Genomic DNA, 25,601 nt, shown 5'->3' with positions numbered 1-25,601 from the left:
GGGCGCACGGGTCCACGGCCCGAGATCGCCCGGGCAGGCGATCGGCGGCGCCTCAGCCGGCGGCGAGGTACGCGGCGACCGCGGGCGGCACGTAGGGGGCGACGTCGCCGCCGAGGGAGGAGACCTGCCGCACCAGCGAGCTCGACACGTGGGCGTGCGCGGGGTCGGGCAGGAGGAACACCGTCTCGACGTGCGCGAGGTTGCGGTTCACGATCGCCATGGGGGTCTCGTACGCCACGTCGACCTGCGAGCGGATGCCCTTCACCAGGATGCTCGCCCCGACGTCGGTGCAGTAGTCGACGAGCAGGCCCATGCTCCACGAGGCGACGACGATCCGCCCCTCGACCCCCGCCTCCGCGATCGACTGCTCGATGAGCGAGACGCGCTGGGCGATCGGCAGCAGCGCCGTCTTGGCGGGGTTGTGCACCACCACGACGTGCAGCTCGTCGACCAGGCGCGCGGCCCGCTCGATCACGTCGAGATGACCGAGGGTCACGGGGTCGAAGGAGCCGGGGACGACGGCGATGCGGGCCATGCCGACAGAGTAGCGGGCGGGCACCGCCTAGCTCTTGGCGAGGAACTCCCGGTCGCGGTCCTGCACGCGGCGCTCGAGCGCGGCACGGAGCCGGTCGTGCGCGGCGAGCGACGGGTCCTCCGCGAGGAGCCGCTCGGCCAGCGCCCGCGCCTCCACGATCACGTCGGCGTCCTGCACCACCCGCAGCAGGCGGAGCGACGAGCGCCCGCCGGACTGCGAGTCGCCCAGCACGTCGCCCTCGCGGCGCAGCTCCAGGTCGACCTCGGCGAGCGCGAAGCCGTCGAGCGTCGCGGCGACCGCCTCCACCCGCTCGCGCGCGACCGTCCCCGCCTCCGCCGCCGTCACGAACAGGCACACCCCCGCGACGCCGCCGCGCCCGATGCGCCCGCGGAGCTGGTGCAGCTGCGAGACCCCGAACCGCTCCGCGTCGAGCACGACCATCATCGAGGCGTTCGGCACGTCCACGCCGACCTCGATGACCGTCGTCGACACCAGGACGTCGATCTCCCCCGCGGCGAAGGAGCGCATCACGGCGTCCTTCTCCTCCGTCGTCATCCGCCCGTGCAGCGCGGCCGACCGCCGCTTCCCGAGCAGCGGATGCGCGCGCACGCCCTCCAGCGTGGCCGCGACGGTCGTGAGCGGCGCGGCGGCGTCCTCCTCGGGCGGCTGCGCGCCCTCGGCGGGCTCCCCCGGCTCGATCGCCGGGCAGACGAGGTAGACCTGGTGGCCCGAGCGGATCTCCTCCTCGGCGCGCTCCCACGCCCGCGCGATCCACGCGGGATGGTCGGCGAGCGGGACCACGTGGCTCGTGATGCCGGGGCGCCCGGCGGGCAGCTCGCGGATGGTCGAGGTGTCGAGATCGCCGAAGACCGTCATGGCGACGGTCCGCGGGATGGGCGTGGCCGTCAGCACCAGCACGTGCGGCGGGGTGGCGCCCTTCCTGCGCAGGGCGTCCCGCTGGTCCACGCCGAAGCGGTGCTGCTCGTCGATCACGACGAGGCCCAGGTCGTAGAAGGAGACCGCGTCGCCGAGGAGGGCGTGCGTGCCGACGACGATCTTCGCCGTGCCCGAGACGATCCGGAGGAGGGCCGCGCGGCGCTGCGCCGCCCCCAGCCCGCCGGTGAGGAGGGTCGGCACCAGCTCGGCCGCGAGCTCCGGGCCGAGGGTCCTCGCGATCGAGCGGAGGTGCTGCCCCGCGAGCACCTCGGTGGGAGCGAGCAGCGCCGCCTGCCCGCCGCTCTCGGCCGTGGCGAGCATCGCCCGGAGCGCGACGAGGGTCTTGCCGGAGCCGACCTCGCCCTGCACCAGCCGGGTCATCGGGCTCTCGGCCGCCAGATCGGCGGCGATCTCGTGCCCCACCGCGGTCTGGTCGCCGGTGAGGGCGAAGGGCAGCGCGGCGTCGAAGCGCTCGAGCAGCCCGCCGGGGCCGGGCACGCGGGCGGTCGCGGGGCTGCTGAGCGCCGAGGCCCGGCGCTCGAGCAGGGCGAGCTGCAGGAGGAACGCCTCGTGGAAGCGCAGCGTCTCGCGCGCCTGCGCCTCCTCGCCCTCCCGCTGCGGGCGGTGGATCAGCTCCAGCGCCTCGCCGAGGCCCAGCAGCGAGCGGCCGGCGCGCACCTGCTCGGGCATCGGGTCGGGCACGTCGCGCAAGCCGTCCAGCAGCACGCCGATCGCGGCCTGGAGCTGCCAGCTCGAGATCGCGCTGGTCGCCGGGTAGATCGGGATCGGCCGCTCGGCCCAGTCCTTCGCGAGCTCACCGCCTCCCGTCTCCGTCGCGGCGGCCTCCTCGTCGTCGAACAGACGGTAGTCGGGATGCGTGAGCTGCGGGGTGTCGCGGAACATCGAGACCGTGCCCGCGAAGATCCCGCGCACGCCGCGGTGGAGCTTCGCCGCGCGCCAGGGCTGTCCGAAGAACGTCAGCGAGAGCGTGCCCGAGCCGTCCGAGATGACGACCTCGAGCAGGGTGCCGCGCCGGTTGCGCATCGGCCGCTCGCGCACCTCGCGCACCTCCGCCACGATCGTCACGCTCTCTCCCACGGGGAGACGCGAGAGCGCCGTCAGCTCGCCCCGCTTCGCGTAGCGGCGCGGGTAGTGGCCCAGGAGCTCGCCGACCGTGCGGTACCCGAAGGCCTTCTCGACCGCACTCGCCGTGCGCGGCCCGATCAGCGGCGCGAGCGAGGCGTCGAGGGGGTCCGGGATCACCTAGCGATCATAGGTCGGACCTCGGACGCGCGAGCCGGGCGACCGGGTCCAGCGCCGAGCGGGGCACGACCGACGCGAGCACCCGACGACCGGCACCCGCGGAGCCGCGGAGCGCGGCGGCCACGGCGGTCGCGTCGTCCCACGCCTCCGACTCGCTCGCGGACGGCGAGTAGCGCCGGCGCTCGACGCGCTCCCGGAGCCCCTGCAGACGTGCCGCCGCTCCGGGGTCGAGGGCGGGAGCCATGCGGGCCTCCTGCGCGCGCGGAGACTCCGTGTCCTCCACGGGGACGCCCAGGTCGCGGGCGGTCGCCAGCAGCTCGGCCCACGCGGCCTCGACGGAGCCGGAGCGCGCGGACCGGCGCCGCAGCGCGCGCTGGACGGCGCGCATCAGCCAGGGGACGAGCACGAGCAGCAGGAGCAGCACCCAGAGCGTCGCCGCGGGAGCCGCCGTGGTGCTCGAGGCGCCGACGGCGCCGGGGGTCGGCGTCGCCGACGCGGCCGTCGGAGTGGGTGTCGCGGCGGGAGCGCTGGTCGCACCGGGCGCGGTGGTCGCGGTCGAGCCCGGGGCGGTGGGGCCCGAGGACGCCGTCGCGCTCGGCAGGGTGTACGAGGCCGGAGCGCCGCGGCTGGGCGTCGGCTCGAAGGGCAGCCAGCCGACCCCCTCGAAGTACAGCTCGGGCCAGGCGTGCAGATCGGAGGAGAGGACGCGGTAGGTGGTCAGGTCGCTGCCGCCGGAGGGCACGACGGAGCCGGGCTGGTAGCCGATGGCGAGCCGCGACGGGATCCCGAGCTCGCGCGCCATCACCGCCATCGCCGAGGCGAAGTGGACGCAGTAGCCCTCCTTCGTCGTCAGGAACGCCGAGAGCACGCCGACTCCGTCGCCGTCGTAGCCCTCCTCCGCGGGGGTGTCCTCGGAGTAGCGGAACTCGGACGAGCGGAAGTACGTCTGCAGCGCGCGCGCCCGGTCGTAGGCGGTCGGAGCCTCCGCCGTGACCTCCTCCGCGGTGGTGCGGACGATCTCGGGCACGTCGTCGGGGAGCGAGAGGTACCGGTCGACGCCGGACGGCGCGGGCGCGGCGAGCAGCTGCTGCGGGTCGGGCTCGAGCCGCAGCGCCTGCACCTGGTAGTCGTCTCCGGAGCGGGTCGTCGCGTCGCCGCGGATCGAGCCGTCCTGCACGTCCTGGAGCCAGCCGTCGCCGACGCCCGTCAGCGACGAGACCGGATACGGCACGGGGAGCCACTGGCTCCGCAGCGTCTCCACCGAGACGTCGACCTCCTCCGCCTCGCGCGGCACGCTCTCGGAGAGCCCCTCGGGCGCGATCGGCGCCTCGATCGGAGCGGTCTGCTCCGTCTCGCTCGGCGCCCAGTCGTCACCGTCGAAGTCCGAGACGGTCAGCACGCGGAGGTAGACGGGCAGGTCGGAGTCGGTGGCGTAGCGCAGCACGGTCACGGGGTTCGGGCGGCGCAGGTCCGCGCCGAGGGCGACCACCGGGTCGATCGCGCCGTTGAAGAGGCTCCCGGAGACGCCCGAGGGGGCGGTGGTGCGCGCGTAGCCGGCCGCCGAGCCGGCGACGACTCCCGCGCCCAGGACGACGACGGTCACGGCCGCGAAGGCGGGCAGCACGGCCGAGGCCGCGCTCGGGCCGCTCGGGCGGCGGGGGGCGGCCGTGGCGGCGAGCACGCCCGCGTAGGCGAGCGCGGTGACGACGAGGCTCGCCCAGGACACCTCGGAGGGGTCCACGATCGCCGGCACCGCGAGCAGCGCCGCGGGGAACAGACCGGCCAGGGCGGGGAGGCGGACGGAGAAGGCGAACAGGTCGGCCGCCCAGGCGAGCACGACCACCCCGCCGATCAGGAGGAACGAGATGCCGTCGTCGGCGACCGCCGGGAGCCCCTGCTGCGCGATGGACTGGAAGCCGCCCTGCGCGAGCGCCTCCGCCTGCGCGACGGCGCCGGGCGTGGGGATCACGAACAGCAGGGCCCGACCGGGCACGAACATCGCGGTCAGCACGCCGACCATCGTCAGCGTGCCGAGGATCGGCGGGACGACGGGGTGCACGCGCAGAGCCCGGGCGGCGGCCGGGACGCCGAGCACCACGGCGACCGCGCTCGCGAGGAGCACCAGCCAGTCGACGCCGACGAGGAGCCGGCCGATCCCGGCGGCGGCGGCCGTGATCGCGAGGAAGAGCAGACCGCTCAGAGGAGCCGACCCGGCGCGCGGATCGCTCTCGGCGCGGCGGCTCACGCCACCACCCGCAGAGCGAGGGCCTGCGCCCACGCCTCCTCGACGGAGGCGCTCTGGTCTACGGACACGGCGTACCAGCCGAGCGAGGCGAGAGCCGCCTCCTCCTCAGCGGTGCCGGCGACGACGAAGGCGATCGCGGGGCGCGACTGCGCGGCCAGGGAGCCGAGGGCGTCGAGGTCCGACTCGAGGAGTCGGGTGAGCACGGCGAAGACCGGGCGTACTCCCCCCGTGTCGCGCATGTCGGCCGAGATCCGGGTCACCGCGTCGACCGACTCGCGCGAGGGCGCCAGCTCGGCCAGGCGCAGCAGCACGTCGTGCGCCACCTCGCGCTCGTCCTCCGAGTGCTCCGGCTCGCCGTCCGCACCCGTCTCGACGAGGTGGGTCTCGAAGCCGCGGTCGAGCAGGTGCACGGCGAGGGAGGCCGTCATCGACACCGCCCACTCGAGCCGGTCGTCGCCGCGCCGCTCGAGCACGCGCTCGGCCCGGGTCTCGAGGAGGATCCACGCGTGCGGATCGGTGTTCTGCTCGTCCTGGCGGACCATGAGCTCACCGGAGCGGGCGCTCGCCCGCCAGTGCACCCGGCGCATGGCGTCCCCCGGGCGGTAGTCGCGCGGGATCACGTCGTCCGTGCCGGCGCCGGCCGTCGCGTGCGCGACCGGGCTCGATCCGCCTGCTCCGTGCGCGTCCAGGACGTCGCTCTGGAGCGGCACGACCCGCGGAGTCACGACGAACGGCTGCGCAGCCCCCACGACGCTCTCGCGGAGCGCGAGCCCGAGGCCGTCGCCGCGCACCAGGCGCAGCGGGCCGATGCGGTGGATCCCGCGCCGCTCGGCGGGCAGACGGTAGCGGGCGCGCACGCGGCCGCCCGACGGGACGCCCGGCAGCCCGAAGACGCCCTCGGCGACCGGCCGGCCGACGACGACCCCGCGCTCCACGCGCTCGAGCCGGTCGTGGGCGCGCGCCCCGCTGCGGACGGCGCGGCCGCGGTTCTCGAGCAGCACGTCGACCTCCACCACGTCGCCGGCCGCGACGGTCTGGGGAGCGAAGCGGCGCTGCACCCGGAACGACGCCGGCGCCAGGAGCAGGGAGACGAGCGCGCCCAGGGGCAGGCCCAGCAGCACCAGGCCGACGAACAGCAGCTCGCGGAACTCTGTCAGCGGCGCGATCACCACTCCCGCGACGCCCAGCAGAACGAGCGCCCAGCCGCGCAGCGTCAGCGCGACCCCGCGGAGCGCGGGCAGACCGCCGAGACGGGACGACGGCGTCTCGGCGGGGCGGGCCTCAGTCGCCACGGTTGCCGAAGGGGACGGGGGTGGCCGCGACGATGCGCTGCACGATCTCGGTGACCGAGTGCGAGGATCCGGCGCCGGAGCGGCCGGGGAGGCGGGTGGCGGGCAGGAGGCGGTGGCCGAGCACGGGGACGGCGAGCGCGTCCACGTCGTCCGGCACCACGAAGTCGCGGTCGCTGAGGGCGGCAAGCGCCTTCGCGGCGGCGATCAGCTGGAGCGTGGCGCGCGGGCTCCCCCCGAGCCGCAGCTCGGGGTCCACCCGCGTGGCCTGCATGATCGCCACCACGTACTCCTGCACAGGCGGTGCGACGTACACGGAGCGCACGTAGGCCATCATCCGCTCGAGCTCGGCGAGGCCCACGACGGGCCGCAGCTCCTCGAGCGGGCTGGCCGAGTCGCGGGTGCGGATCATCTCGAGCTCGGCGCGCTCATCGGGGTAGCCGAGCGAGAGGCGGGCCATGAAGCGGTCGCGCTGGGCCTCGGGCAGTGAGTAGGTGCCCTCCATCTCGACCGGGTTCTGCGTCGCGATCACGGCGAAGGGGCGCGGGAGGAGGTGGGTGGTGCCGTCGACCGAGACCTGGCGCTCCTCCATGCACTCCAGCAGCGCCGACTGCGTCTTGGGCGAGGCCCGGTTGATCTCGTCGCCGATCAGGATGTTCGCGAAGACCGGGCCCGGCTTGAACTCGAAGTCGCGGGTCGCCTGGTTGTAGACCGAGACCCCCGTGACGTCGGAGGGGAGCAGGTCGGGCGTGAACTGGATGCGCGCGACGCTGCCGCCGACCGAGGCCGCCAGCGACTTCGCCAGGACCGTCTTGCCGGTGCCGGGGACGTCCTCCATCAGGAGGTGCCCACCGGCGAGGAACACCGTCAGCGCCATCGAGACCTCGGCCGACTTGCCGTCGATCACGCGGGTGAGGTTCCCGAGGACGGCGCCGCAGTGCGCCGTGAACTCCTCGCGGGTCAGGGGCGTCTCGGGTGCCGCTCGGCGGCCGACAGCGGAGCGGGTGTCTTCGAGCGACGTCATAGCTACGGATTCTCGCAGTCCTGACGGGAAAAGGGTCCAGGTTCCGCGAGTTCGCAGTGTGCCGCCAGGCAGGAGCCGCGCGGCGGCCACCGGACGCCGCAGGCAGGGGTGCCGCCCTATGCTCGGTCCGGTGACCAGGATCATCGCCGGATTCGCCGGCTCGCTCACCCTCCGGGTCCCGCGCGCGGGCACCCGCCCCACCAGCGACCGCGTGCGCGAGGCCGTCTTCTCGGCCCTCGAGGCCCGGGACGCCCTCGACGGCGCGACGGTGGTCGACCTCTACGCGGGCTCCGGCGCCCTCGGGCTCGAGTCGGCCAGCCGCGGAGCGAGCGCGGTCGTCCTGGTCGAGCGCGACCCGAAGGCCGCCCGGACCGCGGGCGAGAACGCACGGGCGATCGCGACCGCGGCTGCCAAGAACAAGCGGCCCGCCCCGCGGATCGAGGTGGTGACCGGCTCGGTCCGCTCCTTCCTCGACGGCTCCCCGGCCCTCAACACGGACACGGTGTTCCTCGACCCGCCCTACGACCTCGGCGAGGACGACCTCGCCGCCGACCTCGCCAGCGTCCTGCCGCTGCTGCGCGAGGACGCGGTGGTCGTCGTGGAGCGGAGCTCCCGCAGCCCGGAGCCGCGCTGGCCCGCGGGTCTGGAGCGGGAGCGGAGGAAGGACTACGGCGAGACCACGATCTGGTGGGCTTCGCCTGCGTCGCCCGCGCCGGCCGCCTCGCCCGCTTCCTCCCCGGCCGGCTGACCGGCCTCAGCCCGCCGCGCCGTCCCAGCCGAGGTACGGGTCCCAGCCCCCGCGCCCCTCGAGCGCGACCCCGCCCAGGCGCACCTCCGGGCCCCCCTCGCGGACGACCCCGAGCGGGACGAAGCCCTCCGGCAGCGCCGCGGCGGGCGGGAAGCACGCGAGCATCGCGTGGTCCTCGCCACCTCCCAGCACCAGCGCCCTCGCCAGGTCGAGGTCCACGCCCTCCACCCCCGTGAGCCCGCGCGCGTGCACGTCGACCGCCGCGGCATCGAGGTCGATCGCCACTCCGCTCGCACGCGCCATCCGACGGGCGTCGAGCACCACGCCGTCCGAGACGTCCATCATCGCGGTGGCGGTCCCGCCCGCGGCCTCGCCCGCGGAGATCGGCGCGGTCGGGCGCAGCTGCGCCTCGAGGAGGGACGGATGCCGCTCGCGGAGCCGGTCGGCGAGGTCGGCCGACGGCTCCCCGTCCCGCCGCGCCTGCTCGAACAGCAGGCGCAGCCCGAGCCCCGCTCGTCCCAGCGGGCCGGCCACGGCGAGCACGTCCCCCGGCCTCGCACCGCTGCGGAGCACCGGCGGTCGTCCGTCGAGCGAGCCGAACGCCGTGATCGAGAGCGTCAGTGTCGCGGAGGCGGACAGGTCTCCCCCGACGACTCCGCATCCCGGCGCCATCGCGGCGCAGCCGGCGGCGAGTCCGCCCGCGATCCCCTCCAGCACGTCGACGCCCAGCGACTGGGGCGCCGCGAGCGCGACGACGAGCCCGGTGGGACGGGCCCCCATCGCCGCGACGTCGGCGAGGTTCGAGGCCGCCGCCTTCCAGCCCAGGTCCGCCGGGCTCGACCAGGCCAGCCGGAAGTCGGGGCCGTGCACCATCATGTCCGTGGTCACCACGAAGCGGCCGTCGGGAGCCCGCAGCACCGCGCAGTCGTCGCCGGGCCCGACCAGGGTCTCCGCGCCCGGGCCGCCGAGCCGGGCCAGCACCCTCGCGAGCACCTCGCCCTCGCTGAGCTCGGCCAGGGTGGGACTCCGATCCTCTGCCATGGTTCACACGCTAGCGTTGACGGCGATGTCCCCCCGCCGACTCCGCTCCCCCCTCCTCGCCGCCGCCGCCGTCCTGCTGCTCTCGGGCTGCTCGGCCAGCGTCGCACTCGAGCCCGCCGCCGATGCGACGAGCACCGGCTGCGCCGAGGTCTCGGTGCGCCTGCCCGACGTGGTCGCGGAGCAGCCCGAGCGCGAGACGAACGCTCAGGGCACCGCCGCCTGGGGCACCCCGGCCGCCGTCATCCTCCACTGCGGAGTCGAGGTGCCCGGCCCGACGACGGACCTCTGCGTGAACGTCAGCGGAGTCGACTGGATCATCGACGAGACGCAGAAGGACGAGGACATCTACACGCTGACCACCTACGGGCGCGATCCCGCGGTGGAGATCACCGTCGACCAGAGCCGCGCGTCCGGATCCTCCGCGGCGCTCGACCTGGCGAACGCCGTCTCCTACGTCCCGCAGACGCGCGAGTGCACCGACGTCTCGGACGCCGACACCCTCGATCCGACGGACACGCCCACCGGCTGAGTCTCAGCGGTCAGACGCCGAGGGCTCGACTCGCTGCGGTGAGCGCACCATCGGCGGTCGCCCCCAGCTCACGCGCGCGCGACGCGAACACGGCGGCCGCAGCCTGCAGCTCACGCTCCAGCGCATCCACGCCTCCCGCGACGACCGTGCCCGCCCGGCCGCGCGTCTCGACCAGGCCCGCCGACTCCAGCTCCCGGTAGGAGCGGGCGACCGTCCCCGCGGCGACGCCCAGCGTCTCGGCCAGCGCGCGCACCGGCGGCAGCCGCATCCCGACCGGCAGCTCGCCCGCGGCGATCAGAGCGGTGATCTGCTCGCGGATCTGCTCGAAGGGCGCCGCGGCCGCGCCCGCCTCGACGCGGAGCGCGAGCGCCGGCGTCATCGGGCGGCGACCGGGACGCGGTCGAGCGCCGAGTCGAGCAGCTCGCTGATCAGGTCCGGGTAGTCCACGCCGCTCGCGCCCCACATGCGCGGGAACATCGAGACCGGCGTGAAGCCGGGCATGGTGTTGATCTCGTTGACGACGAAGCCGTCGGCGGTGAGGAAGAAGTCGACCCGGGCGAGGCCCTCGGCTCCGATCGCGTCGAAGGCGCGGATCGCGAGTGACCGCATCTCGGAGAGCTCGCCGTCGGTGAGATCGGCCGGGCAGACCAGCTCGATGCCGGACGCCCCGAGGTACTTCGCCTCGAAGTCGTAGAAGCCGCGGCCGGTGACGACCACCTCGCCGGCGACGGAGGCGCGGGCCGGAGCACCGCGGCGGCCGCCGAGCACGCCGATCTCTACCTCGCGGCCGACGATGCCCGACTCGATCAGTACCCGCGAGTCGTGCGCGAACGCCTCCTCCAGCGCGGCCTCGAGCTGCTCGCGCTCGTCGATCCGGCTGACGCCCACGCTCGAGCCGGCCCGCGCCGGCTTCACGAACGCGGGCAGGCCCAGCTCGTCGAGGGCCGAGGAGGCGTCGCCCGGGTCGGCGCGCCACTCCGCCTCGGTCACGAGGTACCAGGGCGCCACCGCGAGGCCCGCGGCCCGCAGCACCGTCTTGGTGAAGTGCTTGTCCATGCCGAGAGCCGACGCGAGCACGCCCGAGCCGACGTAGGGCAGCCCGACGAGCTCGAGCATCCCCTGGACGGTGCCGTCCTCGCCCCACGGGCCGTGCAGGATCGGCAGCACCACGTCGACCTCGCCGAGCGAGCACGTCGCGCCGTCCTCGGTCGTCACGGTGAGCTCTCGCGAGAGGGCGGACTCCGGCCAGCGCACACGGGAGCCGTCGTCCTCGACCCGGGGCAGCGACGCGGCGTCGAGAGCGAACTTCTCGGGACGGTCCTCCTCGAGCACGAAGGCGCCGTCGGAGGTGATCCCGACGGGGATCACCTCGAAGCGGTCACGGTCGATCGCCCGCAGCACCCCGGCCGCCGTTGCGCAGCTGATCGAGTGCTCGCTGGAGCGCCCCCCGAACAGAACGGCCACGCGGAGCTTGCTGGTCATCGAGGTTCCTCTCACCCTGTGGCTCGTCCGAATCCGTGGTCAGGTGCGGCGCGATGTCCTTCGGATCGAGCGTACCGGCGAGCACCTGCGACACCTGCTCGACGATGGGCATGTCGACTCCCCTGGCGCGCGCCAGCTCGAGGACCGGCGCGACGGAGGCGAGCCCCTCCGCCGTCTGCTGCATCGACTTCACCACGTCGGTGAAGCTGTAGCCCTGGCCGAGCAGGCGCCCGGCCGTGTTGTTGCGCGAGAGGGACGAGCTCGACGTCGCGATGAGGTCGCCGAGCCCCGCGAGTCCGGCCATCGTCTCGGCCCGTCCGCCGTACGCGACCGCGAAGTCCGTCATCTCGGCGAGACCGCGCGTGATGATCGACGCCTTCGTGTTCTCGCCGTAGCCGACGCCGTCGACGATGCCGATCGCCACGGCGATGAGGTTCTTCAGCACGCCGCCGAACTCGGTGCCGATCACGTCGGTGTTGACGTAGGAGCGGAAGTAGCGGTTGGTCGCCGCGAGAGCCACCTCCTGCGCGGTGACGAGGCTCTCGGAGGCGATGACCGCCGCGGTCGGCTGCTCCTTGGCGATCTCGAGGGCGAGGTTGGGCCCGGAGGCGACGGCGATCCGGTCGAGGGAGACCGGCAGCATCTGCGCGATCACCTCGCTCATCCGCTGGCCGGTGCCCTTCTCGACGCCCTTCATCAGGCTCACCAGCACCGTGCGCTCGGTGAGGAACGGCGTGATCGCCTCGAGGTTGCTCCGCAGCGACTGCGACGGGATGGAGAGGTAGACGTGGTCCGCGCCCTCCAGCGCCTCCTCGATGCGCGGCGTGGCCCGGATGTTGCGCGGGAGGTTGATGCCGGGGAGGTAGTCGCTGTTGCGCTTGGCCTCGGTGATCTCGCGGGCCAGCTCGGCGCGGCGCGCCCACATCACGACGTCGGAGCCGCCGTCGGCGAGGATCTTCGCGAACGTGGTGCCCCAGCTGCCGGCGCCGAGGACGGCGACGCGGCGGGGCACGGGGATGGGCGCCTTCCTACTGCTCGGACTCAAAGCGACCCGTGCCCTTCTGGTTGTGCTCGGAGGGGTTCCAGCGCTTCTCGGGCGCCGCCTCGCCGCGCAGCTCCTCGAGCAGGGCGGTGATCGCCGCCATCACGACCGCGGAGGCCTCGTTGAGTGTGGCGGAGTCGAGGCTGCGTCCGCGGAAGGCGGACAGGTCGACGGGGTCGCCGACGATCACGTCGACGCGCTTGCGGCGGAAGAGGGTGATCCGCTTGGAGTAGCGGCCCATCAGCTGCTGCGCGCCCCAGTGCGCGACCGGGACGACAGGCAGGCCGTACTGCAGCGCCATCCGCACCGCTCCCGTCTTGCCGCGCATCGGCCAGAGCTCGGGGTCGCGGGTGAGGGTGCCCTCGGGGTAGATGATGACCGAGCGGCCCTCGTCCACGAGAGCCTTGGCGGTCTTCAGCGGCTCGCTGCCGCGGACCGAGCCCGAGCGCTCGACGGGGATCTGCCCGGAGCCGCGCAGGATCGAGCCGAGCACGGGCACCGAGAACAGCGAGGCCTTGGCGAGGAAGCGCGGTGCGCGGCCGGCGCGCCACAGGGTCCAGCCCGTGATGATCGGGTCGATCTCGCTGTAGTGGTTCGGCGCGAACACGAAGGCTCCGGTGCTCGGGATCTTGTCGCCGTTCCGGATCCGCAGGTCGACCGAGGCGGTCATCACGGGGATCACCGCCGCCGCGAGGAACCAGAAGATGGACGGACGGCTTCGCTCAGACACCCGCCCATCCTCGCATCCCGCATCGGAGGGGCCGCGTCCCCACGCCCGGGAGCAGCGGGGCCCCGCGGTGGGAGGAGCGGCCCGGCCGCCGGGTACGGTACCGGCACGCCCCGTCCGCGTCGCCGCCCGTCGCCGTGGGACGCCGTCGGCCGAGCGCTCGGCCGCCTCGCCGACTCGCCGATCGCGCAGTCCGGCCTGGTGCTCCTGCTCGTGTGGGGAGTCGTGCTGCTCGCCACGCAGGCCGGACGCGACGCGGCCGCGCTCGGCGACGGCCTCCTGCTGACGCTCGCGGTCCTCGTCGGCGGCTCGGCGGCCGTCGCCCTCGTGATCGGCGGGGTCGACGCCCTCTGGCGCGTGGCGGTGGCACCGCTCGCCCACGTCGAGGCGGAGGCGACCGGCGGCGTCGCGGTCCTCGGACGCGGCCGGCTCGGAGCGGGCCTCCGTCGTGTCGAGCCGCGGTTCCCGCTGCCGACGCTGCGGCCCTACGCGGTGGTCGTGCCGCGCCGCCGGGGACTGACCGTCTCCTTCGGCGACTGGGGCGTCGTCGTGCCCTGGGCGCGGATCGCGCGGCTGGAGCGGCGGTGGGTGCTGGTGGGCCTGCGTCCGCGCGAGGCCCTCGAGGTCGTCCTGGCCGGCACGCGGCGCGGACGCCTCACGCTGGTCCTGGTCGAGTCGCCCGGACCGCTGAGCCTCCGGCCCGCGCCGGAGACGACGCTCGCGCTCCTCGAGAAGCGGATCCGGGGACGCCTGGAGGAGGACGCGGAACCGCCCGCGTGGGGCGCGCCCGGGCGCGACAGGACCCCGGGCCGCTGAGGACGGTCGTCCTCAGCGGCCCGGGGTCCCGGTGGGCGGCTACGCGTCGAGCGAGAAGTCGGCGCCCAGCAGCTCGAGCTTGGTGAGGAAGTTCTCGTAGCCGCGGCTGATGATGCCGACGTTCGAGACCGTCGAGGTGCCCTCGGCCGAGAGCGCCGCGATCAGGTGCGAGAAGCCGCCGCGCAGATCCGGCACGACGATGTCGGCGCCGTGCAGCTTCGAGGGTCCCGAGATCACGGCCGAGTGCATGAAGTTGCGCTGCCCGAAGCGGCAGGCCTGCCCGCCGAGGCACTCGCGGTGGATCTGGATGGTCGCGCCCATCTCGACGAGCGCGTCGACGAAGCCGAAGCGCTGCTCGTAAACGGTCTCGTGCACGATCGAGACGCCCTTGGCCTTCGTGAGCGCCACGACCAGCGGCTGCTGCCAGTCGGTCATGAAGCCGGGGTGCACGTCGGTCTCGATGATGACCGGCTTGAGCTCGCCGCCCGGGTGGTAGAAGCGGATGCCGTCCTCGGCGATCTCGAACGCGCCGCCGACCTTGCGGAAGACGTTGAGGAAGGTGGTCATCTCCTGCTGGCGGGCGCCGCCGACGAAGATGTCGCCGTCGGTCGCGAGGGCCGCGGCCGCCCAGGAGGCCGCCTCGTTGCGGTCGAAGAGCGCGCGGTGGGAGTAGCCGGTGAGCCGGTCCACGCCCTCGATGCGGATCACGCGGTCGGTGTCGACCGAGATGATGGCGCCCATCTTCTGCAGGATGTTGATCAGGTCCATGATCTCGGGCTCGATCGCCGCGCCCGAGAGCTCGGTGATGCCGGAGGCGCGCACCGCGGTCAGGAGGACCTGCTCGGTCGCTCCGACGCTCGGGTAGGGCAGCGACACCTTGGCGCCGTGCAGGCCCTCGGGTGCCGACATCCGGATGCCCGAGGGCAGCTTCTCGACGACGGCGCCGAAGTTGCGCAGCACCTCGAGGTGGTAGTCGATCGGGCGGTCGCCGATGCGGCAGCCGCCGAGGTCGGGGATGAACGCCTCGCCCAGGCGGTGCAGCAGCGGGCCGCAGAAGAGGATCGGGATGCGGCTGGAGCCGGCGTGCGCGTCGATGTCGGCGAAGTGCGCGGACTCGACGTTGGAGGGGTCGAGGATCAGCTCGCCCACCTCGGCGCCCTGCTTCACCTTGACGCCGTGGACTTCGAGCAGGCCCTTCACGACGCGGACGTCGCTGATGTCGGGCACGTCGCGGAGGGTGGAGGCGGTCTCGCCGAGCAGCGCCGCGACCATCGCCTTGGTGACCAGGTTCTTGGCCCCCTTGAGCTCGATCCGGCCCACCAGCGGTCGCCCGCCGTTGATGGTGATCCGCTCGGTCGTCATTCCCACCCGTGCTCCCGACGCCTTGGCGTCCTGCAGGGCCTTGGCGTCCTGAAGAAGTGTGTTCACGCTATTTCACCGGCAATGTCTTGGGCCGCCAGCTCTCGCGGCGGGTCTCGAATTCGGAAATGAGCGCTTCGTCGCGCAGGGTCAGGCCGATGTCGTCCAGGCCCTCGATCAGGCGCCATCGAGTGTAGTCGTCGATCTCGAAGTCGAAGGTCTCGCCACCGGCGGTGACCGTACGCGCAACCAGATCCACCGTCGGTTCTATTCCCGGGGTGCCCTCGATGATCTCCCACAGCCGCTCGACGTCGGGCTCCGAGACGACGGCCGCGAGCAGTCCCTGCTTGCCGGCGTTGCCCCGGAAGATGTCGCCGAAGCGGGGGGAGATGACGACCCGGAAGCCGAAGTCGCGCAGCGCCCAGACGGCGTGCTCGCGGCTGGAGCCGATGGCGAAGTCGGGGCCGGCGACGAGGATGCCGGCGCCGCGGTAGCGCTCCTGGTTGAGGACGAAGTCCGCGTCCTGCCGCCAGCCGTGGAAGAGCGCGTCCTCGAAGCCGGTCTTCGTGATGCGGCGGAGGTAGATGCCGGGGAGGATCTGGTCGGTGTCGACGTTGGCGCGCTTCAGGGGCGCGGCGATCGCGGTGACGGTCTCGAACTTCTGCACGGTCAGACTCCTGCTCTCTCGCGGACCGGCTCCAGATCGGAGGGACTGGAGAGGGTGCCGCGCACGGCCGTGGCCGCGGCGACGAGGGGCGAGACGAGGTGGGTCTTCGCCCCCTTGCCCTGACGACCCTCGAAGTTGCGGTTGGACGTGGAGGCCACGCGCTCCCCCAGGACGAGCTGGTCGGTGTTCATCCCGAGGCACATCGAGCAGCCGGCGAAGCGCCACTCCGCGCCGAACGCGGTGACGATCCGGTCGATCCCCTCGGCCTCGGCCTCGAGCCGCACCCGGGCGGAGCCGGGGACGACCATCACGCGGACGCCGGGGGCCTTGGTGCGCCCCTCGACGACGGCAGCGAAGGCCCGCAGGTCCTCGATCCGCGAGTTGGTGCAGGAGCCCATGAAGACCACGTCGACCGGGATCTCCTTCATCGGCGTGCCGGGCTCCAGCGCCATGTACTCCAGCGCTCGCAGAGCGCTGGCGCGCTCGTTCGGATCGTCGAGGACGTCAGGGTCCGGTACCGCCTGCGAGAGCGAGACGCCCTGGCCGGGGTTCGTGCCCCAGGTGACGAACGGCTCGAGCGCGTCGGCGTCGATCACGACCTCGGCGTCGAACACGGCGCCCTCGTCGCTCGGCAGCGTCCGCCAGTAGGCGACCGCGGCGTCCCAGTCCTCGCCCGCCGGAGCGTGCGGGCGGCCGTGCAGGTAGGCGAAGGTCGTCTCGTCCGGCGCGACCATGCCGGCCCGCGCACCCGCCTCGATCGACATGTTGCAGATCGTCATCCGGCCCTCCATCGAGAGCGCGCGGATCGCGGAGCCGCGGTACTCGAGGATGTAGCCCTGGCCGCCGCCGGTGCCGATGCGGGCGATGACCGCGAGGATGATGTCCTTGGCCGTCACCCCCTCCTTCAGCGTGCCCTCGACCGTGATCGCCATCGTCTTGAAGGGTTGCAGCGGCAGCGTCTGCGTCGCCATCACGTGCTCGACCTCGCTCGTGCCGATGCCGAAGGCGATCGCGCCGAACGCGCCGTGCGTGGAGGTGTGCGAGTCGCCGCAGACCACCGTGACGCCGGGCATCGTCAGGCCCAACTGGGGGCCGACGACATGCACGATGCCCTGCTCGACGTCGCCCAGGGAGTGCAGGCGGACGCCGAACTCGCCGGCGTTGCGGCGCAGCGCGTCGATCTGGGTGCGGCTGATCGGATCCTCGATGGGGCGTCCGATCTCGAGGGTCGGCGTGTTGTGGTCCTCGGTGGCGATGGTGAGGTCCGGCCGGCGCAGCGGGCGCCCCGCGGCACGCAGGCCGTCGAACGGCTGCGGGCTGGTCACCTCGTGCAGCAGGTGCAGGTCGATGTAGAGCAGGTCGGGAGCGCCGTTCTCGCCCGCGACGACCACGTGGTCGTCCCAGACCTTCTCGGCGAGGGTGCGCGGCTTCTCGGCTCTCCTGCCGGTCCCTGCTCCACTCGACGCGGGCGCGGCTGTGCCGGGTGTGGTCTCGATCATGACGGTTCCTTCTCCTCCTGGAGTCGCTGCTCGGCCGGGCGAGGCACCGCGACGAGGGAGGCCGTCAGTTCGAGGTCTCGTCGCGGCACGGAAGGAGGTGCGGGCCACTCAGCATGGACCGAGAATAGCACCGCGCTCCCCCGCCTCCCGGGCGGGCGCGGCACGGAGTCGCCCGGCTCAGGCGCGGGCGTCGAGCACGGCGTCGACGACGACGACGGTGACGTTGTCCCGTCCGCCGGCCTCGACCGCCGCACGCACGAGCGCCTGAGCGAGGTCGGCAGGGTCGCCGGAGTCGCGGCGGGCGAACAGGGCGGCGATCCGCTGGTCGGAGAGCTCCTTCGTCAGCCCGTCGGAGCAGAGCAGGTAGCTGGCGCGCGGCACGACGGGCAGCGTCCAGACGTCCGTCTCGACCTCCTCGTCGGCGCCGAGGGCGCGGGTGACGATGTTGCGGTCGGGATGCGACTCCGCCGACTCGGGGGTGAGCAGGCCGGCCGAGACGAGCTCCTGCACGGCGGAGTGGTCCACCGTCAGCTGCTGGAGTTCGGCACCGTCCCAGCGGTAGACGCGGGAGTCCCCGACGTTGAACAGCGCCCAGCGGGCCGGGCCCGCGGGCTCGGGGAGCACGAGCATCAGCCCGGTCAGCGTCGTGCCGCAGAGCGCACCGCCCACGTCGAGCGCGCGCACGGCCGTGTTGGCGCCCTCCACCAGGTCGAACACCGCGTCCACCGGACCCAGGCTCGTCGGCCGGTTCTCGCGCAGCGCCTCGACGGCGGCTGCGCTCGCGAGGTCCCCTCGTGCGTGCCCGCCCATCCCGTCCGCGACTGCCAGGAGCAGCTCGTCGGCGAGGAGGGCGTCCTCGTTGACGCGGCGGACGGCGCCGACGTCGGTGCTGCTGCTGACGGCGAGCCGCAGCGCCCCCTGGGGCAGGTCGACCGTGGTCGTCGTCATCGCGGGATCACTTCTCCTCGGCGGAGGACCGGGCGTCGTCCGCGACGACCTCGGGGTGCCCGTCGTGCAGCTGGATGTGGCGGTGCTCGCGGCGCATCTTCGCCAGGCTCGCCAGCGTCGCCACGGTCATGCTCAGCACGATGACCACGAGCGAGGTGATCGTGTCGATGTCCCACACCGGCACCGGCTCGCCCCCGTTGAGGAAGGGCAGGTCGTTCTCGTGCAGGGCGTGCAGGACGAGCTTCACGCCGATGAAGGCGAGGATGAACGCGATCCCGTACTTGAGGTACTCGAGCTTGTCGATCAGCCCGCCGAGCAGGAAGTAGAGCTGGCGGAGCCCCATCAGCGCGAAGACGTTCGCGGTGAACACGATGAAGGGGCTCTCGGTGATGCCGAAGATCGCCGGGATCGAGTCGAGCGCGAAGAGCAGGTCGGTCGAGCCGATCGCGAGGAACACGATCAGCATCGGCGTGAAGTGGCGCGTGCCGTCGATCGTGGTGCGGATCCTGGAGCCGTCGAACGAGTCCGAGATCTTGACGCGGCGGCGCAGGAGCCGGATGAGCAGGTTGTCGGTGCCCTCGTCCTCGTCCTCCGCGCCGAACGCCTGGTTCCAGGCCGTGTAGACCAGGAACGCGCCGAAGAGGTAGAAGATCCAGCTGAAGCTCTCGATGAGCTGCGCGCCGAGCAGGATGAAGACGCCGCGGAAGACCAGCGCGATGATGATGCCCACCATCAGCACCTCCTGCTGGAGCTTCGCCGGCACCGCGAAGCGGCCCATGATGATGACGAAGACGAACAGGTTGTCGACCGAGAGGCTGTACTCGGTCAGCCAGCCTGCGACGAACTGGCCGGCCAGCTCGCCGCCGCCGAGGATCAGCATCAGCAGCGCGAACACGAGCGCCAGCGACACGTAGAAGCCGACCCACAGCCCCGACTCCTTCAGGCTCGGCACGTGCGGGCGCTTGTAGACCAGCAGCAGGTCGGCGGCGAGGATCAGGCTCAGGACGACGAACGAGCCGATCACGAACCAGACGGGCAGATCGAGCATGAGGGCCTTCCGAGTGGGTGGGGGCCGAAAGTCTCTCCCCGGGGAGCGGACGGCCGTGCCGGTCCGCGTCACCCGTCCCGCCCCCGGCGCCGCGCAGGGGCGGTGCGTACTGACGGGAGCGGAAAGGCGGGATACTCCCCTTCGCGGATGCGATCCTAGCGCCGATCCGGCGGGATGCGGCCCCGGGGAGGCGGAGCGGGAACGAGGCGATCGGCGCGATGCGTCGAGCGGGTGCCGCGTGGCGAGCACCCGGGTGTTAAACGAGAAGAACCCCCGGTCAGACCGGGGGTTCTTCTCGTGTTGCCGTGGTGACCCCAGCGGGATTTGAACCCGCGTTACCGCCGTGAGAGGGCGACGTCCTAGGCCGCTAAACGATGGGGCCGCGTTTTTGCAACTCGAAGAGTGTTGCACACGGATCCGCATCGACGCAAATCGAGCGCCCGGCCCATCCGGTCTCCGCTCGGCCCCGGCCTTGCCCGCCGCCCGCCGAGGCGGTTGGCTCGGGGCATGAGACTGACGAAACTCGAGCACGCCGCCGTCCTGATCGAGGAGGACGGCGCCCGGCTGGTGATCGATCCGGGGTCCTTCACCCGGCCCGTCGAGGGGACGACCGACACCGTCGCCGTGGTGCTCACCCACGAGCACGCCGACCACTGGACCCCGGAGCAGCTGCAGCGCCTGCGCGACGCGGCCCCGTCGCTGCGGATCCTCGGCCCGGCCGGGGTCGCCGCCGCCGCCGAGGGCTTCGACGTCGAGACGGTCGCCGACGGCGATGTCGTGACGGTGGGCACGTTCGAGCTGCGCTTCTTCGGCTCCCGTCACGCGGTGATCCACCGCAGCATCCCCGTGATCGACAACGTGGGCGTCCTGGTGAACGGCCGGGTCTACTACGCCGGCGACTCGTTCACAGTGCCGGAGGGCGTCGATGTCGAGATCCTCGCTGCTCCCTCGGGAGCACCGTGGATGAAGATCGCCGAGGCGATGGACTACGTGCTCGAGCTCGCCCCGCGGCACGCCTTCGCGACCCACGAGCAGGTGCTCTCGGAGGCGGGGCGCTCGCTCGGCCACGACCGGCTCGGCTGGGCGGTGCGCGAGGGCGGCGGCGAGTACCACGCCCTCGAGCCGGGCGACGTGCTGGAGCTCTGACGGCGGGACTCGCCCGCGATCACTCGTACCATCCGGGCGCCCGCTCCTCGTGCCGTGGCTCACCGGACCGGCGGAGCCGCCGTCGCCCGAGCGCGAGAAGCAGCAGGGAGAGGCCCAGAGCGAGGATGCTCGGCGGGACGGCGACGAGGAGCGCCGGGCCCGGAGCGACCGCCTGCAGGACACTGCTCGCGCTCGGCTGCCCGTCGGCCTCGCCGACCACGAGCGCTATCGACGGCGACACGACGATTAGGGCTGCCAGCCACGCTGGAACCAGGACGAGGGCCGGAGCGAGCGACGGTGTCGACGTCGATCGCCGAAGTGCCAGCGCCGCACACGGGAGGACGAAGACGAGCGCTCCAGGAAGGAGCCCGACCGCCGCGAGGAAGAGGAGGAGGGAGGCGAAGCCGGGTTCCACGAGCGCTCCGAGTCCCGCCAGCGCCGCCGTCACGCCGACCGGGAGGAGGGCGACGGCTGCGGCCCACCCGAGAACGCGCAGCGCGCGGGGCTCCGCGCCATCGGAGACGTCGATCACGAGGTCCTCGAGGGGGCCGGCGAGCGTCGGCCGCCGGTGAAGCGAGGGGTCGACGACCCCTCACGGCCTGCTGGAGTCCTGGCGGTGCAACGACGACGGCCGGGCCGGGGGCGCGCCCCGGCCCGGCCGTCGATCCGATCCCTCACCGGATCAGTAGTACTCGCCCTGGCGGTAGTCCCAGGAGTTGAACTGCTCGGCGAGGTTCAGCATGATGCGCTCGTAGTCGAGGCCGCGGCGGATCAGCACGGGGCCCGGGGTGATCGAGCGCTCGCCGCCCTGCACGGGGATGAGGGCGCCCGAGGCGTCCACCATCGAGACCATGACGCCCTGCTCGTGGCGGGAGTCCTCGTCCTTGTCCGGCTGGATCGAGGAGACGTAGGAGTCGGCAGAGACGATGACGTCGGCCTCGTTCTCGATCCGCTCGCCGATGTTCGCGACGCGGCCGCGGTTGCCCACGCCCGAGGGGTTGGCCGAGCTGGCGAAGGTGAGGGTGCGGTCGCGCTCCCACATGGTGGCGACCAGCTGCTCGGCCGGGCGGCCGAAGCGGATGACGAAGCAGCTGGTGCCCCGTCCGTCGCGGACCAGCTCGCGGGCGTCCTCGTCGATCAGGTCGACGGCCTCGGCCTTCCACGGGAGGATGCAGCCGAGCAGGACGTCCTGGTCCCAGTGCTTCTGGTAGAAGGCGAGGACCTCCTCGTTGAGCTCGGCGAGCTCGGTGAGCTGCTCGATGCTGGAGCAGAGCACGACGCCCGGCTTGTTGCGGTTGCGCTGCTTGGCCGAGAACTTGCGCTCGAGGCCCGCTCCGTCGGTCGTCATCAGGATGTAGCCGACCTTGGTCGCGCAGACGACCAGTCCACCGGGGGCGTAGAGCGCGTCCACCGCTTCCGCAGGAGCCTGCTCACGCCATTCGATCACCGTCGTGCTGGTCATTCTTTCCCTTTCGTGGTGTCCAGAGACGCCATGGGCGGGGCCCCGGCCGAGCGGAAGCCTAGCGGATCGCCTCCCGTCGTCCGCGGCGGTGATGCCGCGAACGGACGCGCACCGGGCTCCGGATCGACTCCGGTGCCCGGTGCGCGCCCGTCCGCGCCGCGCGCGCCGACGGGACGGCTCAGGCGAGGGCCGTGAGCGAGCCTCGCGCGAGCGTGTTGACGGTCAGATGGAAGCCGACCAGCGAGGCCGGAGTCGACTCGTCGACCGGCAGCGTCGGCACTCCGAGCGCGTGCACCGTGAAGAGGTAGCGGTGCGGGCGGTCACCGGGCGGCGGGGCCGCACCGGCGTAGGCGAGCGACCCGAGGTCGTTGAGCGCCGGGCGCCCCACTTCCGTCGAGCCGGCGGCCAGCTCGGTGACCTCCTTCGGGATGTCGACCAGGACCCAGTGGTGGATGCCGCCGAGGGTCGGCGCATCGGGGTCGAACACGGTCACGGCGTACGACTGCGTGCCCTCGGGGCCGGCGCTCCAGCGCAGGGACGGGCTGGTGTCGCCGCTCCCCTGGGCCTCGGCGAGCCGCTCGCCGTCGGTCACGTCGTCGCTGGACACCTCCAGGGGCGCCGTCGCGGGCAGGAAGTCGAGCGGGTGCGGGGGCGTGCTCCTGGTCAGATCGGTCATGTCGTTCTCCTTCTCTCTCAGTCGGTGACTCGGCCGCGGACGCCGTCGAGCCAGTAGTCGGAGTGGCGGTCCGCGGTCGCCGCGTCGCGGAACGAGTACGTCTTCAGCAGCCAGCGGAAGCGGGTCTTGTCGCGGTCCTGGACGTCGACGAGCTGACGGCTGTGCAGGCCGTCCTGGTTCGCGATGATCAGCAGGTCCGCGTCGCGGATCCGGTGGTACTGCTCGCTGACCTTCGAGAGCGCATCGCGGAACTGCCAGAGCGCCCACAGGTGCGGCAGGTCGTCCGGGTCGGCCGGCACCGTCCGGGTGTCGTAGTAGCGGAAGCTGTGCTCGTTCTCGAGCAGAGCGTGCTGGTCCGACACGATCTGGTTCTTGTTCTGGGCGCGCGAGAGCTCGTCGAACGGGGTGATGTAGACCGCCTCGCGCAGGAGCGCCTGGTTCTCGGGTGAGATGAAGCGCAGGATCTCGCGGCCGTCGACGTACTTCGTGTAGACGAGGTCGGTCTCGGGCGTGCGCAGTCCCAGGAGCGAGATGAAGTCGGCGCGCACCGGGTGCGCGGTCCGCTCGTTGTGCCAGTACAGCTCGCCGTCGGTCTTCTGCGTCTGGGTGTTCGAGAAGCGGTTGTCGGCGTAGACGTCCTGGAAGAAGTCGCCGTTGTTGCGGGTGGCGTACGCGAGCAGCGGCGAGCCGAGGTACTGCGACTGCAGCTCGAGCAGGCCCTCGCCGACGAACGTCAGCTTCTTGCGGTACTTGTCCTCGAGCGCGTCGTCCTGGTCGAGCCAGGGGATCTCGTCGTCGACCGGGTTGTTCGAGATCAGGTGCGCGTAGGTGATCTTCTCGTCGCGCTCGCGCCGGATGCGGGCGAGCGCGTCGACGAAGCCCTGCGGGACGTCGCCGCTGTCGATCAGCGCGGCGATCGCGTCGCGGAAGCGGTCGTAGTCCTTGTAGGGGTCGATGGCGACCGCCAGCAGCGACTGCTGGAGGGTCGATCTGTCGGAATCGGAGAACGTGTAGATGGGCTGCATTGCTTCACTCCTTGCACGTGGATGAGGGACGCCGCCGGCGGACTCGTCCCGGACTTCCTCTGTCACTCCGCTTCCGCGGTGACGGCCCTCCTCTCCTGTCGTCGCATCGAGACGGCCCCGATCGTCTGCGCGAGGACCGCGAGGACGACGAGGACGATGAGGGTCGGCGCGGTCCCTCCCGTGAGGGGGACGAGTATCCCGGCGCCGACGAGCAGGACGGCCTGGAGGATCCCCTGGTTGCGCTCCAGTCCGCGCATCACCGCGACCCGGGCGCCGTCCTCGAGCCCGTTCATCGCCGGCGCCAGGGCGATCATCGTCGCGGGCCGCACGAAGCCGCCCGCGATCCCGAGCAGGGCCAGGCCGGCGATCGCGGCGCCGAGCACCCCGAGGGTGGTCAGGGCGAGGCCCAGCACCTGGGTGAGCGCCGTCAGCCGGAAGACCAGGGGCGTGCCGGCGATGAGCGGCGAGAGCCGGGCGGCGGCCAGGCCGGCGAGCGTGTAGAGGCCGAGCACCAGGCCGAACGCGGGCAGCGTCAGACGCAGCTCCTGGAACAGCAGCAGCGGGATCACGAAGGTGTAAGCGGCGAGCAGGACGGCGCGGTTCACGGAGTAGTAGAGGGACCAGAAGCGCACCGCGGCGGGCAGGACGGCCGGCCGCACGGCGCGCGCCGCCACTCCCGAGGCGGCGCTCGCGCCGAGCGGCAGGCGGGCAAGGAGCACCACGGCCAGCGCGGCGCACGACACGAGCGCGCTGAGGAGGAACGGCAGCCGGTCCCAGAGCGCGAGCGAGGCGGCCCCGAGCACTCCCGCGCCGAAGGAGGCGAGGAACATTCCGCTCTGCACCCGCGTCTCCTGGCGGCGAGCATCGGCTCCGGCGCGCAGCGAGGAGGCCAGCGCGGCGTCCCGCCCGGCCGTCAGCGAGAAGCCGCAGCCGGCGAGCAGCTGGCTGATCACGACGGCGACCGGATCCGCGTCCAGAACGATCACGACGAGGCCCAGTGCCTTCACGCCCTCGCCGACGACGAGCGCGCCCGCCGAGGACAGGCGGCGTGTGAGCGGCGAGAGCGGGCCGTCGGCGAGCGCCGCCACCACTCCGTAGAGCGCCAGCAGCAGCGCCACGGCCAGGATCGGGTAGCCCCGCGCCAGCAGGAACACCGCGACCACGGGCAGGTGGAAGTAGGCGCGCGAGACGATCCGGTAGACCGTGATCAGCCCGGCGGCGCTGCGGCCGCGCGGGGCGTCCCCGCGCCCGAGGTCAGACAAGGGAGGGCACGACGACGCGCAGTGCGTCGGCGCCCACGTCGCCCTGACGGACGATCGACGCGCCGCCCACGAGGGAGACGATCGTGCTGCTCATCGTGGAGTCGGGGGCGGTGGTGCTGCGGATCAGGTAGTCGCTGTCACCGCCGAGGTGCTCCGCGGCGAGGTCGAAGTCGACGAGTCCGGTCGACACCGTGCCGCTGATGTTGGCGGAGGTGGCCGCGAGCGGCAGGCCCGCGAATATCGAGAGCAGGTTGATCGGGGCGCTGAGGTTGTGCACGACCGACACCGTGTCCTGGCCCGAGGTGACCCAGTCCGGGACGACGGGCTTGCGGCGCAGGATGACGTTCAGCGGCCCCGGCCAGAACGCTGCGACGAGCGCGTCCATGTCGGCCGTCTCCGGGGCGAAGGCCCAGGTCGCCCAGTCGCGGGGCGCGGAGACGAAGAGGGTGAGCGGCTTCGCGCCGTCCCGCTTCTTCATGTCGTAGAGGCGGAAGCAGGCGCTGCGCGAGAAGGGGCTGGCGAACACGCCGTAGTTCGTGTCGGTCTGCGCGATGACGGTCGCGCCCTCGCGGAGCTCCTGCCCGACGCGCCGGAGCTCGTCGAGATCGGTCGCGTCGATGATCTGTGCCGTCATGGGTAGTGCTCCTGCTGCGCTCGGGCGCGTCCGGGCGGGGCCGGATCGCGTCGCTGTCGTGTGGCCCGCTGACGGCGGCGCCCCACGGAGGGCGCCTGGCGGGTCGGACGGCGGAGGCCGTCCGGATGCGGGTGACCACGGAGGAGAGATGCGGCTGCGTCCTCCCCCCGAGGACGTCTGCCCGGTGAAAGTAGCAGG

25 protein-coding genes and 1 tRNA gene are annotated in these 25,601 nt (G+C 72.9%); 4 read left to right on the top strand and 22 right to left on the bottom strand.

The annotated features are described in order from the left end of the window. Positions 1 to 52: 52 nt before the first annotated feature. Genes coaD through C5D36_RS01490 form a run of 5 tightly spaced genes read right to left on the bottom strand, consistent with a single transcriptional unit; the run spans position 53 to position 7,292 of the window. Positions 53 to 535 (bottom strand): pantetheine-phosphate adenylyltransferase, encoded by a 483-nt coding sequence (coaD, locus tag C5D36_RS01510; RefSeq protein ID WP_104223138.1) that lies wholly within the window; start codon positions 533 to 535, stop codon positions 53 to 55. A 27-nt stretch (positions 536 to 562) separates the two neighbouring features. Then, positions 563 to 2,734 (bottom strand): ATP-dependent DNA helicase RecG, encoded by a 2,172-nt coding sequence (locus C5D36_RS01505; protein ID WP_374953764.1) that lies wholly within the window; start codon positions 2,732 to 2,734, stop codon positions 563 to 565. 7 nt (positions 2,735 to 2,741) lie between these two features. Next, complete coding sequence (locus C5D36_RS01500) at positions 2,742 to 4,979, bottom strand: DUF3488 and transglutaminase-like domain-containing protein (RefSeq protein WP_104295029.1); 2,238 nt, start codon at positions 4,977 to 4,979, stop codon at positions 2,742 to 2,744. Beyond that, on the bottom strand, positions 4,976 to 6,271 hold the full coding sequence (locus tag C5D36_RS01495) for a DUF58 domain-containing protein (RefSeq protein WP_104295028.1): 1,296 nt from the start codon (positions 6,269 to 6,271) through the stop codon (positions 4,976 to 4,978). Before C5D36_RS01495 ends, C5D36_RS01500 begins: the two co-directional genes overlap by 4 nt. Further along, positions 6,261 to 7,292: a MoxR family ATPase gene (locus C5D36_RS01490; RefSeq protein ID WP_104225624.1), complete on the bottom strand. Its 1,032-nt coding sequence runs from the start codon at positions 7,290 to 7,292 to the stop codon at positions 6,261 to 6,263. Before C5D36_RS01490 ends, C5D36_RS01495 begins: the two co-directional genes overlap by 11 nt. A gap of 130 nt (positions 7,293 to 7,422) precedes the next feature. On the opposite strand from C5D36_RS01490, the gene C5D36_RS01485 reads away from it, so the two are divergent. After that, a complete protein-coding gene (locus C5D36_RS01485) occupies positions 7,423 to 8,040 on the top strand; it encodes an RsmD family RNA methyltransferase (RefSeq protein WP_104295043.1) in 618 nt (205 codons plus the stop codon). A 6-nt stretch (positions 8,041 to 8,046) separates the two neighbouring features. On the opposite strand, the gene thiL is transcribed toward C5D36_RS01485, so the two are convergent. Continuing rightward, positions 8,047 to 9,081, bottom strand: coding sequence for a thiamine-phosphate kinase (gene thiL / locus C5D36_RS01480; RefSeq protein WP_104295027.1), 1,035 nt, complete (start codon positions 9,079 to 9,081; stop codon positions 8,047 to 8,049). Between the two features lie 25 nt (positions 9,082 to 9,106). Here thiL and C5D36_RS01475 point away from each other — a divergent pair, with 25 nt between their 5' ends. Next, a complete protein-coding gene (locus C5D36_RS01475) occupies positions 9,107 to 9,610 on the top strand; it encodes a DUF3515 family protein (protein WP_104223096.1) in 504 nt (167 codons plus the stop codon). A gap of 10 nt (positions 9,611 to 9,620) precedes the next feature. Here the strand turns inward: C5D36_RS01475 and C5D36_RS01470 are convergent, their stop codons facing one another. The 4 genes from C5D36_RS01470 to C5D36_RS01455 are packed head-to-tail and all read right to left on the bottom strand — an operon-like array spanning position 9,621 to position 12,864. Continuing rightward, entirely contained in the window at positions 9,621 to 9,989 is a 369-nt protein-coding gene (locus C5D36_RS01470) for a GntR family transcriptional regulator (protein ID WP_104249623.1), read from the bottom strand. After that, positions 9,986 to 11,092 carry a D-alanine--D-alanine ligase family protein gene (locus C5D36_RS01465; protein ID WP_104295026.1) on the bottom strand — a complete coding sequence of 369 codons (1,107 nt, stop codon included), beginning with the start codon at positions 11,090 to 11,092 and terminating at the stop codon, positions 9,986 to 9,988. Before C5D36_RS01465 ends, C5D36_RS01470 begins: the two co-directional genes overlap by 4 nt. Further along, complete coding sequence (locus C5D36_RS01460; protein WP_181027083.1) at positions 10,989 to 12,104, bottom strand: NAD(P)H-dependent glycerol-3-phosphate dehydrogenase; 1,116 nt, start codon at positions 12,102 to 12,104, stop codon at positions 10,989 to 10,991. The genes C5D36_RS01465 and C5D36_RS01460 overlap by 104 nt, the downstream gene beginning before the upstream one ends. Before the next feature lie 16 nt (positions 12,105 to 12,120). Then, positions 12,121 to 12,864 carry a 1-acyl-sn-glycerol-3-phosphate acyltransferase gene (locus C5D36_RS01455; RefSeq protein ID WP_244229445.1) on the bottom strand — a complete coding sequence of 248 codons (744 nt, stop codon included), beginning with the start codon at positions 12,862 to 12,864 and terminating at the stop codon, positions 12,121 to 12,123. A gap of 198 nt (positions 12,865 to 13,062) precedes the next feature. On the opposite strand from C5D36_RS01455, the gene C5D36_RS01450 reads away from it, so the two are divergent. Next, a complete protein-coding gene (locus tag C5D36_RS01450) occupies positions 13,063 to 13,677 on the top strand; it encodes a hypothetical protein (protein WP_104233771.1) in 615 nt (204 codons plus the stop codon). 39 nt (positions 13,678 to 13,716) lie between these two features. Here C5D36_RS01450 and murA read toward each other — a convergent pair whose 3' ends face one another. The 6 genes from murA to C5D36_RS01420 all read right to left on the bottom strand — a co-directional run bounded on the left by murA (position 13,717) and on the right by C5D36_RS01420 (position 19,580). Next, a complete protein-coding gene (murA, locus tag C5D36_RS01445; RefSeq protein ID WP_181067970.1) occupies positions 13,717 to 15,039 on the bottom strand; it encodes a UDP-N-acetylglucosamine 1-carboxyvinyltransferase in 1,323 nt (440 codons plus the stop codon). Between the two features lie 67 nt (positions 15,040 to 15,106). Beyond that, positions 15,107 to 15,703: a 3-isopropylmalate dehydratase small subunit gene (gene leuD, locus C5D36_RS01440; protein WP_104223089.1), complete on the bottom strand. Its 597-nt coding sequence runs from the start codon at positions 15,701 to 15,703 to the stop codon at positions 15,107 to 15,109. A gap of 2 nt (positions 15,704 to 15,705) precedes the next feature. Further along, entirely contained in the window at positions 15,706 to 17,202 is a 1,497-nt protein-coding gene (gene leuC, locus C5D36_RS01435; protein ID WP_104223088.1) for a 3-isopropylmalate dehydratase large subunit, read from the bottom strand. 177 nt (positions 17,203 to 17,379) lie between these two features. Then, the gene (locus C5D36_RS01430) at positions 17,380 to 18,150 is read right to left on the bottom strand and encodes a PP2C family serine/threonine-protein phosphatase (protein WP_104223087.1); all 771 of its coding nucleotides are present in this window, start codon (positions 18,148 to 18,150) and stop codon (positions 17,380 to 17,382) included. 7 nt (positions 18,151 to 18,157) lie between these two features. Beyond that, positions 18,158 to 19,198 (bottom strand): TerC family protein, encoded by a 1,041-nt coding sequence (locus C5D36_RS01425; RefSeq protein ID WP_104223086.1) that lies wholly within the window; start codon positions 19,196 to 19,198, stop codon positions 18,158 to 18,160. 306 nt (positions 19,199 to 19,504) lie between these two features. Next, a tRNA-Glu gene (locus tag C5D36_RS01420) sits at positions 19,505 to 19,580 on the bottom strand. A gap of 125 nt (positions 19,581 to 19,705) precedes the next feature. Here C5D36_RS01420 and C5D36_RS01415 point away from each other — a divergent pair. Further along, positions 19,706 to 20,344, top strand: coding sequence for an MBL fold metallo-hydrolase (locus C5D36_RS01415; RefSeq protein ID WP_104295025.1), 639 nt, complete (start codon positions 19,706 to 19,708; stop codon positions 20,342 to 20,344). A gap of 19 nt (positions 20,345 to 20,363) precedes the next feature. Here the strand turns inward: C5D36_RS01415 and C5D36_RS01410 are convergent, their stop codons facing one another. The 6 genes from C5D36_RS01410 to C5D36_RS01385 all read right to left on the bottom strand — a co-directional run bounded on the left by C5D36_RS01410 (position 20,364) and on the right by C5D36_RS01385 (position 25,403). Next, complete coding sequence (locus C5D36_RS01410; RefSeq protein ID WP_104295024.1) at positions 20,364 to 20,876, bottom strand: hypothetical protein; 513 nt, start codon at positions 20,874 to 20,876, stop codon at positions 20,364 to 20,366. 150 nt (positions 20,877 to 21,026) lie between these two features. After that, complete coding sequence (locus C5D36_RS01405) at positions 21,027 to 21,806, bottom strand: L-threonylcarbamoyladenylate synthase (RefSeq protein ID WP_104223084.1); 780 nt, start codon at positions 21,804 to 21,806, stop codon at positions 21,027 to 21,029. Positions 21,807 to 21,984: 178 nt separating this feature from the next. Beyond that, positions 21,985 to 22,482 carry a YbhB/YbcL family Raf kinase inhibitor-like protein gene (locus C5D36_RS01400; RefSeq protein ID WP_104223083.1) on the bottom strand — a complete coding sequence of 166 codons (498 nt, stop codon included), beginning with the start codon at positions 22,480 to 22,482 and terminating at the stop codon, positions 21,985 to 21,987. 17 nt (positions 22,483 to 22,499) lie between these two features. Next, positions 22,500 to 23,507, bottom strand: a complete 1,008-nt coding sequence (locus tag C5D36_RS01395; protein WP_104223082.1) for a TauD/TfdA family dioxygenase — start codon at positions 23,505 to 23,507, stop codon at positions 22,500 to 22,502. A gap of 62 nt (positions 23,508 to 23,569) precedes the next feature. Continuing rightward, positions 23,570 to 24,769, bottom strand: a complete 1,200-nt coding sequence (locus C5D36_RS01390; RefSeq protein ID WP_104225617.1) for a hypothetical protein — start codon at positions 24,767 to 24,769, stop codon at positions 23,570 to 23,572. Continuing rightward, positions 24,762 to 25,403: an L-threonylcarbamoyladenylate synthase gene (locus C5D36_RS01385; RefSeq protein WP_104225616.1), complete on the bottom strand. Its 642-nt coding sequence runs from the start codon at positions 25,401 to 25,403 to the stop codon at positions 24,762 to 24,764. Before C5D36_RS01385 ends, C5D36_RS01390 begins: the two co-directional genes overlap by 8 nt. Between the last annotated feature and the right edge of the window lie 198 nt (positions 25,404 to 25,601).

This window comes from Rathayibacter sp. AY1C6, from assembly GCF_002931535.1.
Taxonomy (GTDB): Bacteria; Actinomycetota; Actinomycetes; order Actinomycetales; family Microbacteriaceae; genus Rathayibacter.
Note: the sequence above shows the minus strand (reverse complement) of the source record. Positions and strands in the feature narration are given on the sequence as shown.

What these genes read in the sequence shown, in the direction of transcription:
- C5D36_RS01470 (WP_104249623.1), bottom strand. Translation starts at nt 9,989, where the DNA reads ATGACGCCGGCGCTCGCGCTCCGCGTCGAGGCGGGCGCGGCCGCGGCG.
- leuC (WP_104223088.1), bottom strand. Translation starts at nt 17,202, where the DNA reads ATGATCGAGACCACACCCGGCACAGCCGCGCCCGCGTCGAGTGGAGCA.
- C5D36_RS01425 (WP_104223086.1), bottom strand. Translation starts at nt 19,198, where the DNA reads ATGCTCGATCTGCCCGTCTGGTTCGTGATCGGCTCGTTCGTCGTCCTG.
- C5D36_RS01430 (WP_104223087.1), bottom strand. Translation starts at nt 18,150, where the DNA reads ATGACGACGACCACGGTCGACCTGCCCCAGGGGGCGCTGCGGCTCGCC.
- C5D36_RS01415 (WP_104295025.1), top strand. Translation starts at nt 19,706, where the DNA reads ATGAGACTGACGAAACTCGAGCACGCCGCCGTCCTGATCGAGGAGGAC.
- C5D36_RS01400 (WP_104223083.1), bottom strand. Translation starts at nt 22,482, where the DNA reads ATGACCGATCTGACCAGGAGCACGCCCCCGCACCCGCTCGACTTCCTG.
- C5D36_RS01385 (WP_104225616.1), bottom strand. Translation starts at nt 25,403, where the DNA reads ATGACGGCACAGATCATCGACGCGACCGATCTCGACGAGCTCCGGCGC.
- C5D36_RS01465 (WP_104295026.1), bottom strand. Translation starts at nt 11,092, where the DNA reads ATGACCAGCAAGCTCCGCGTGGCCGTTCTGTTCGGGGGGCGCTCCAGC.
- murA (WP_181067970.1), bottom strand. Translation starts at nt 15,039, where the DNA reads ATGACGACCGAGCGGATCACCATCAACGGCGGGCGACCGCTGGTGGGC.
- C5D36_RS01475 (WP_104223096.1), top strand. Translation starts at nt 9,107, where the DNA reads ATGTCCCCCCGCCGACTCCGCTCCCCCCTCCTCGCCGCCGCCGCCGTC.
- C5D36_RS01395 (WP_104223082.1), bottom strand. Translation starts at nt 23,507, where the DNA reads ATGCAGCCCATCTACACGTTCTCCGATTCCGACAGATCGACCCTCCAG.
- C5D36_RS01490 (WP_104225624.1), bottom strand. Translation starts at nt 7,292, where the DNA reads ATGACGTCGCTCGAAGACACCCGCTCCGCTGTCGGCCGCCGAGCGGCA.
- thiL (WP_104295027.1), bottom strand. Translation starts at nt 9,081, where the DNA reads ATGGCAGAGGATCGGAGTCCCACCCTGGCCGAGCTCAGCGAGGGCGAG.
- coaD (WP_104223138.1), bottom strand. Translation starts at nt 535, where the DNA reads ATGGCCCGCATCGCCGTCGTCCCCGGCTCCTTCGACCCCGTGACCCTC.
- C5D36_RS01405 (WP_104223084.1), bottom strand. Translation starts at nt 21,806, where the DNA reads ATGACCAGCACGACGGTGATCGAATGGCGTGAGCAGGCTCCTGCGGAA.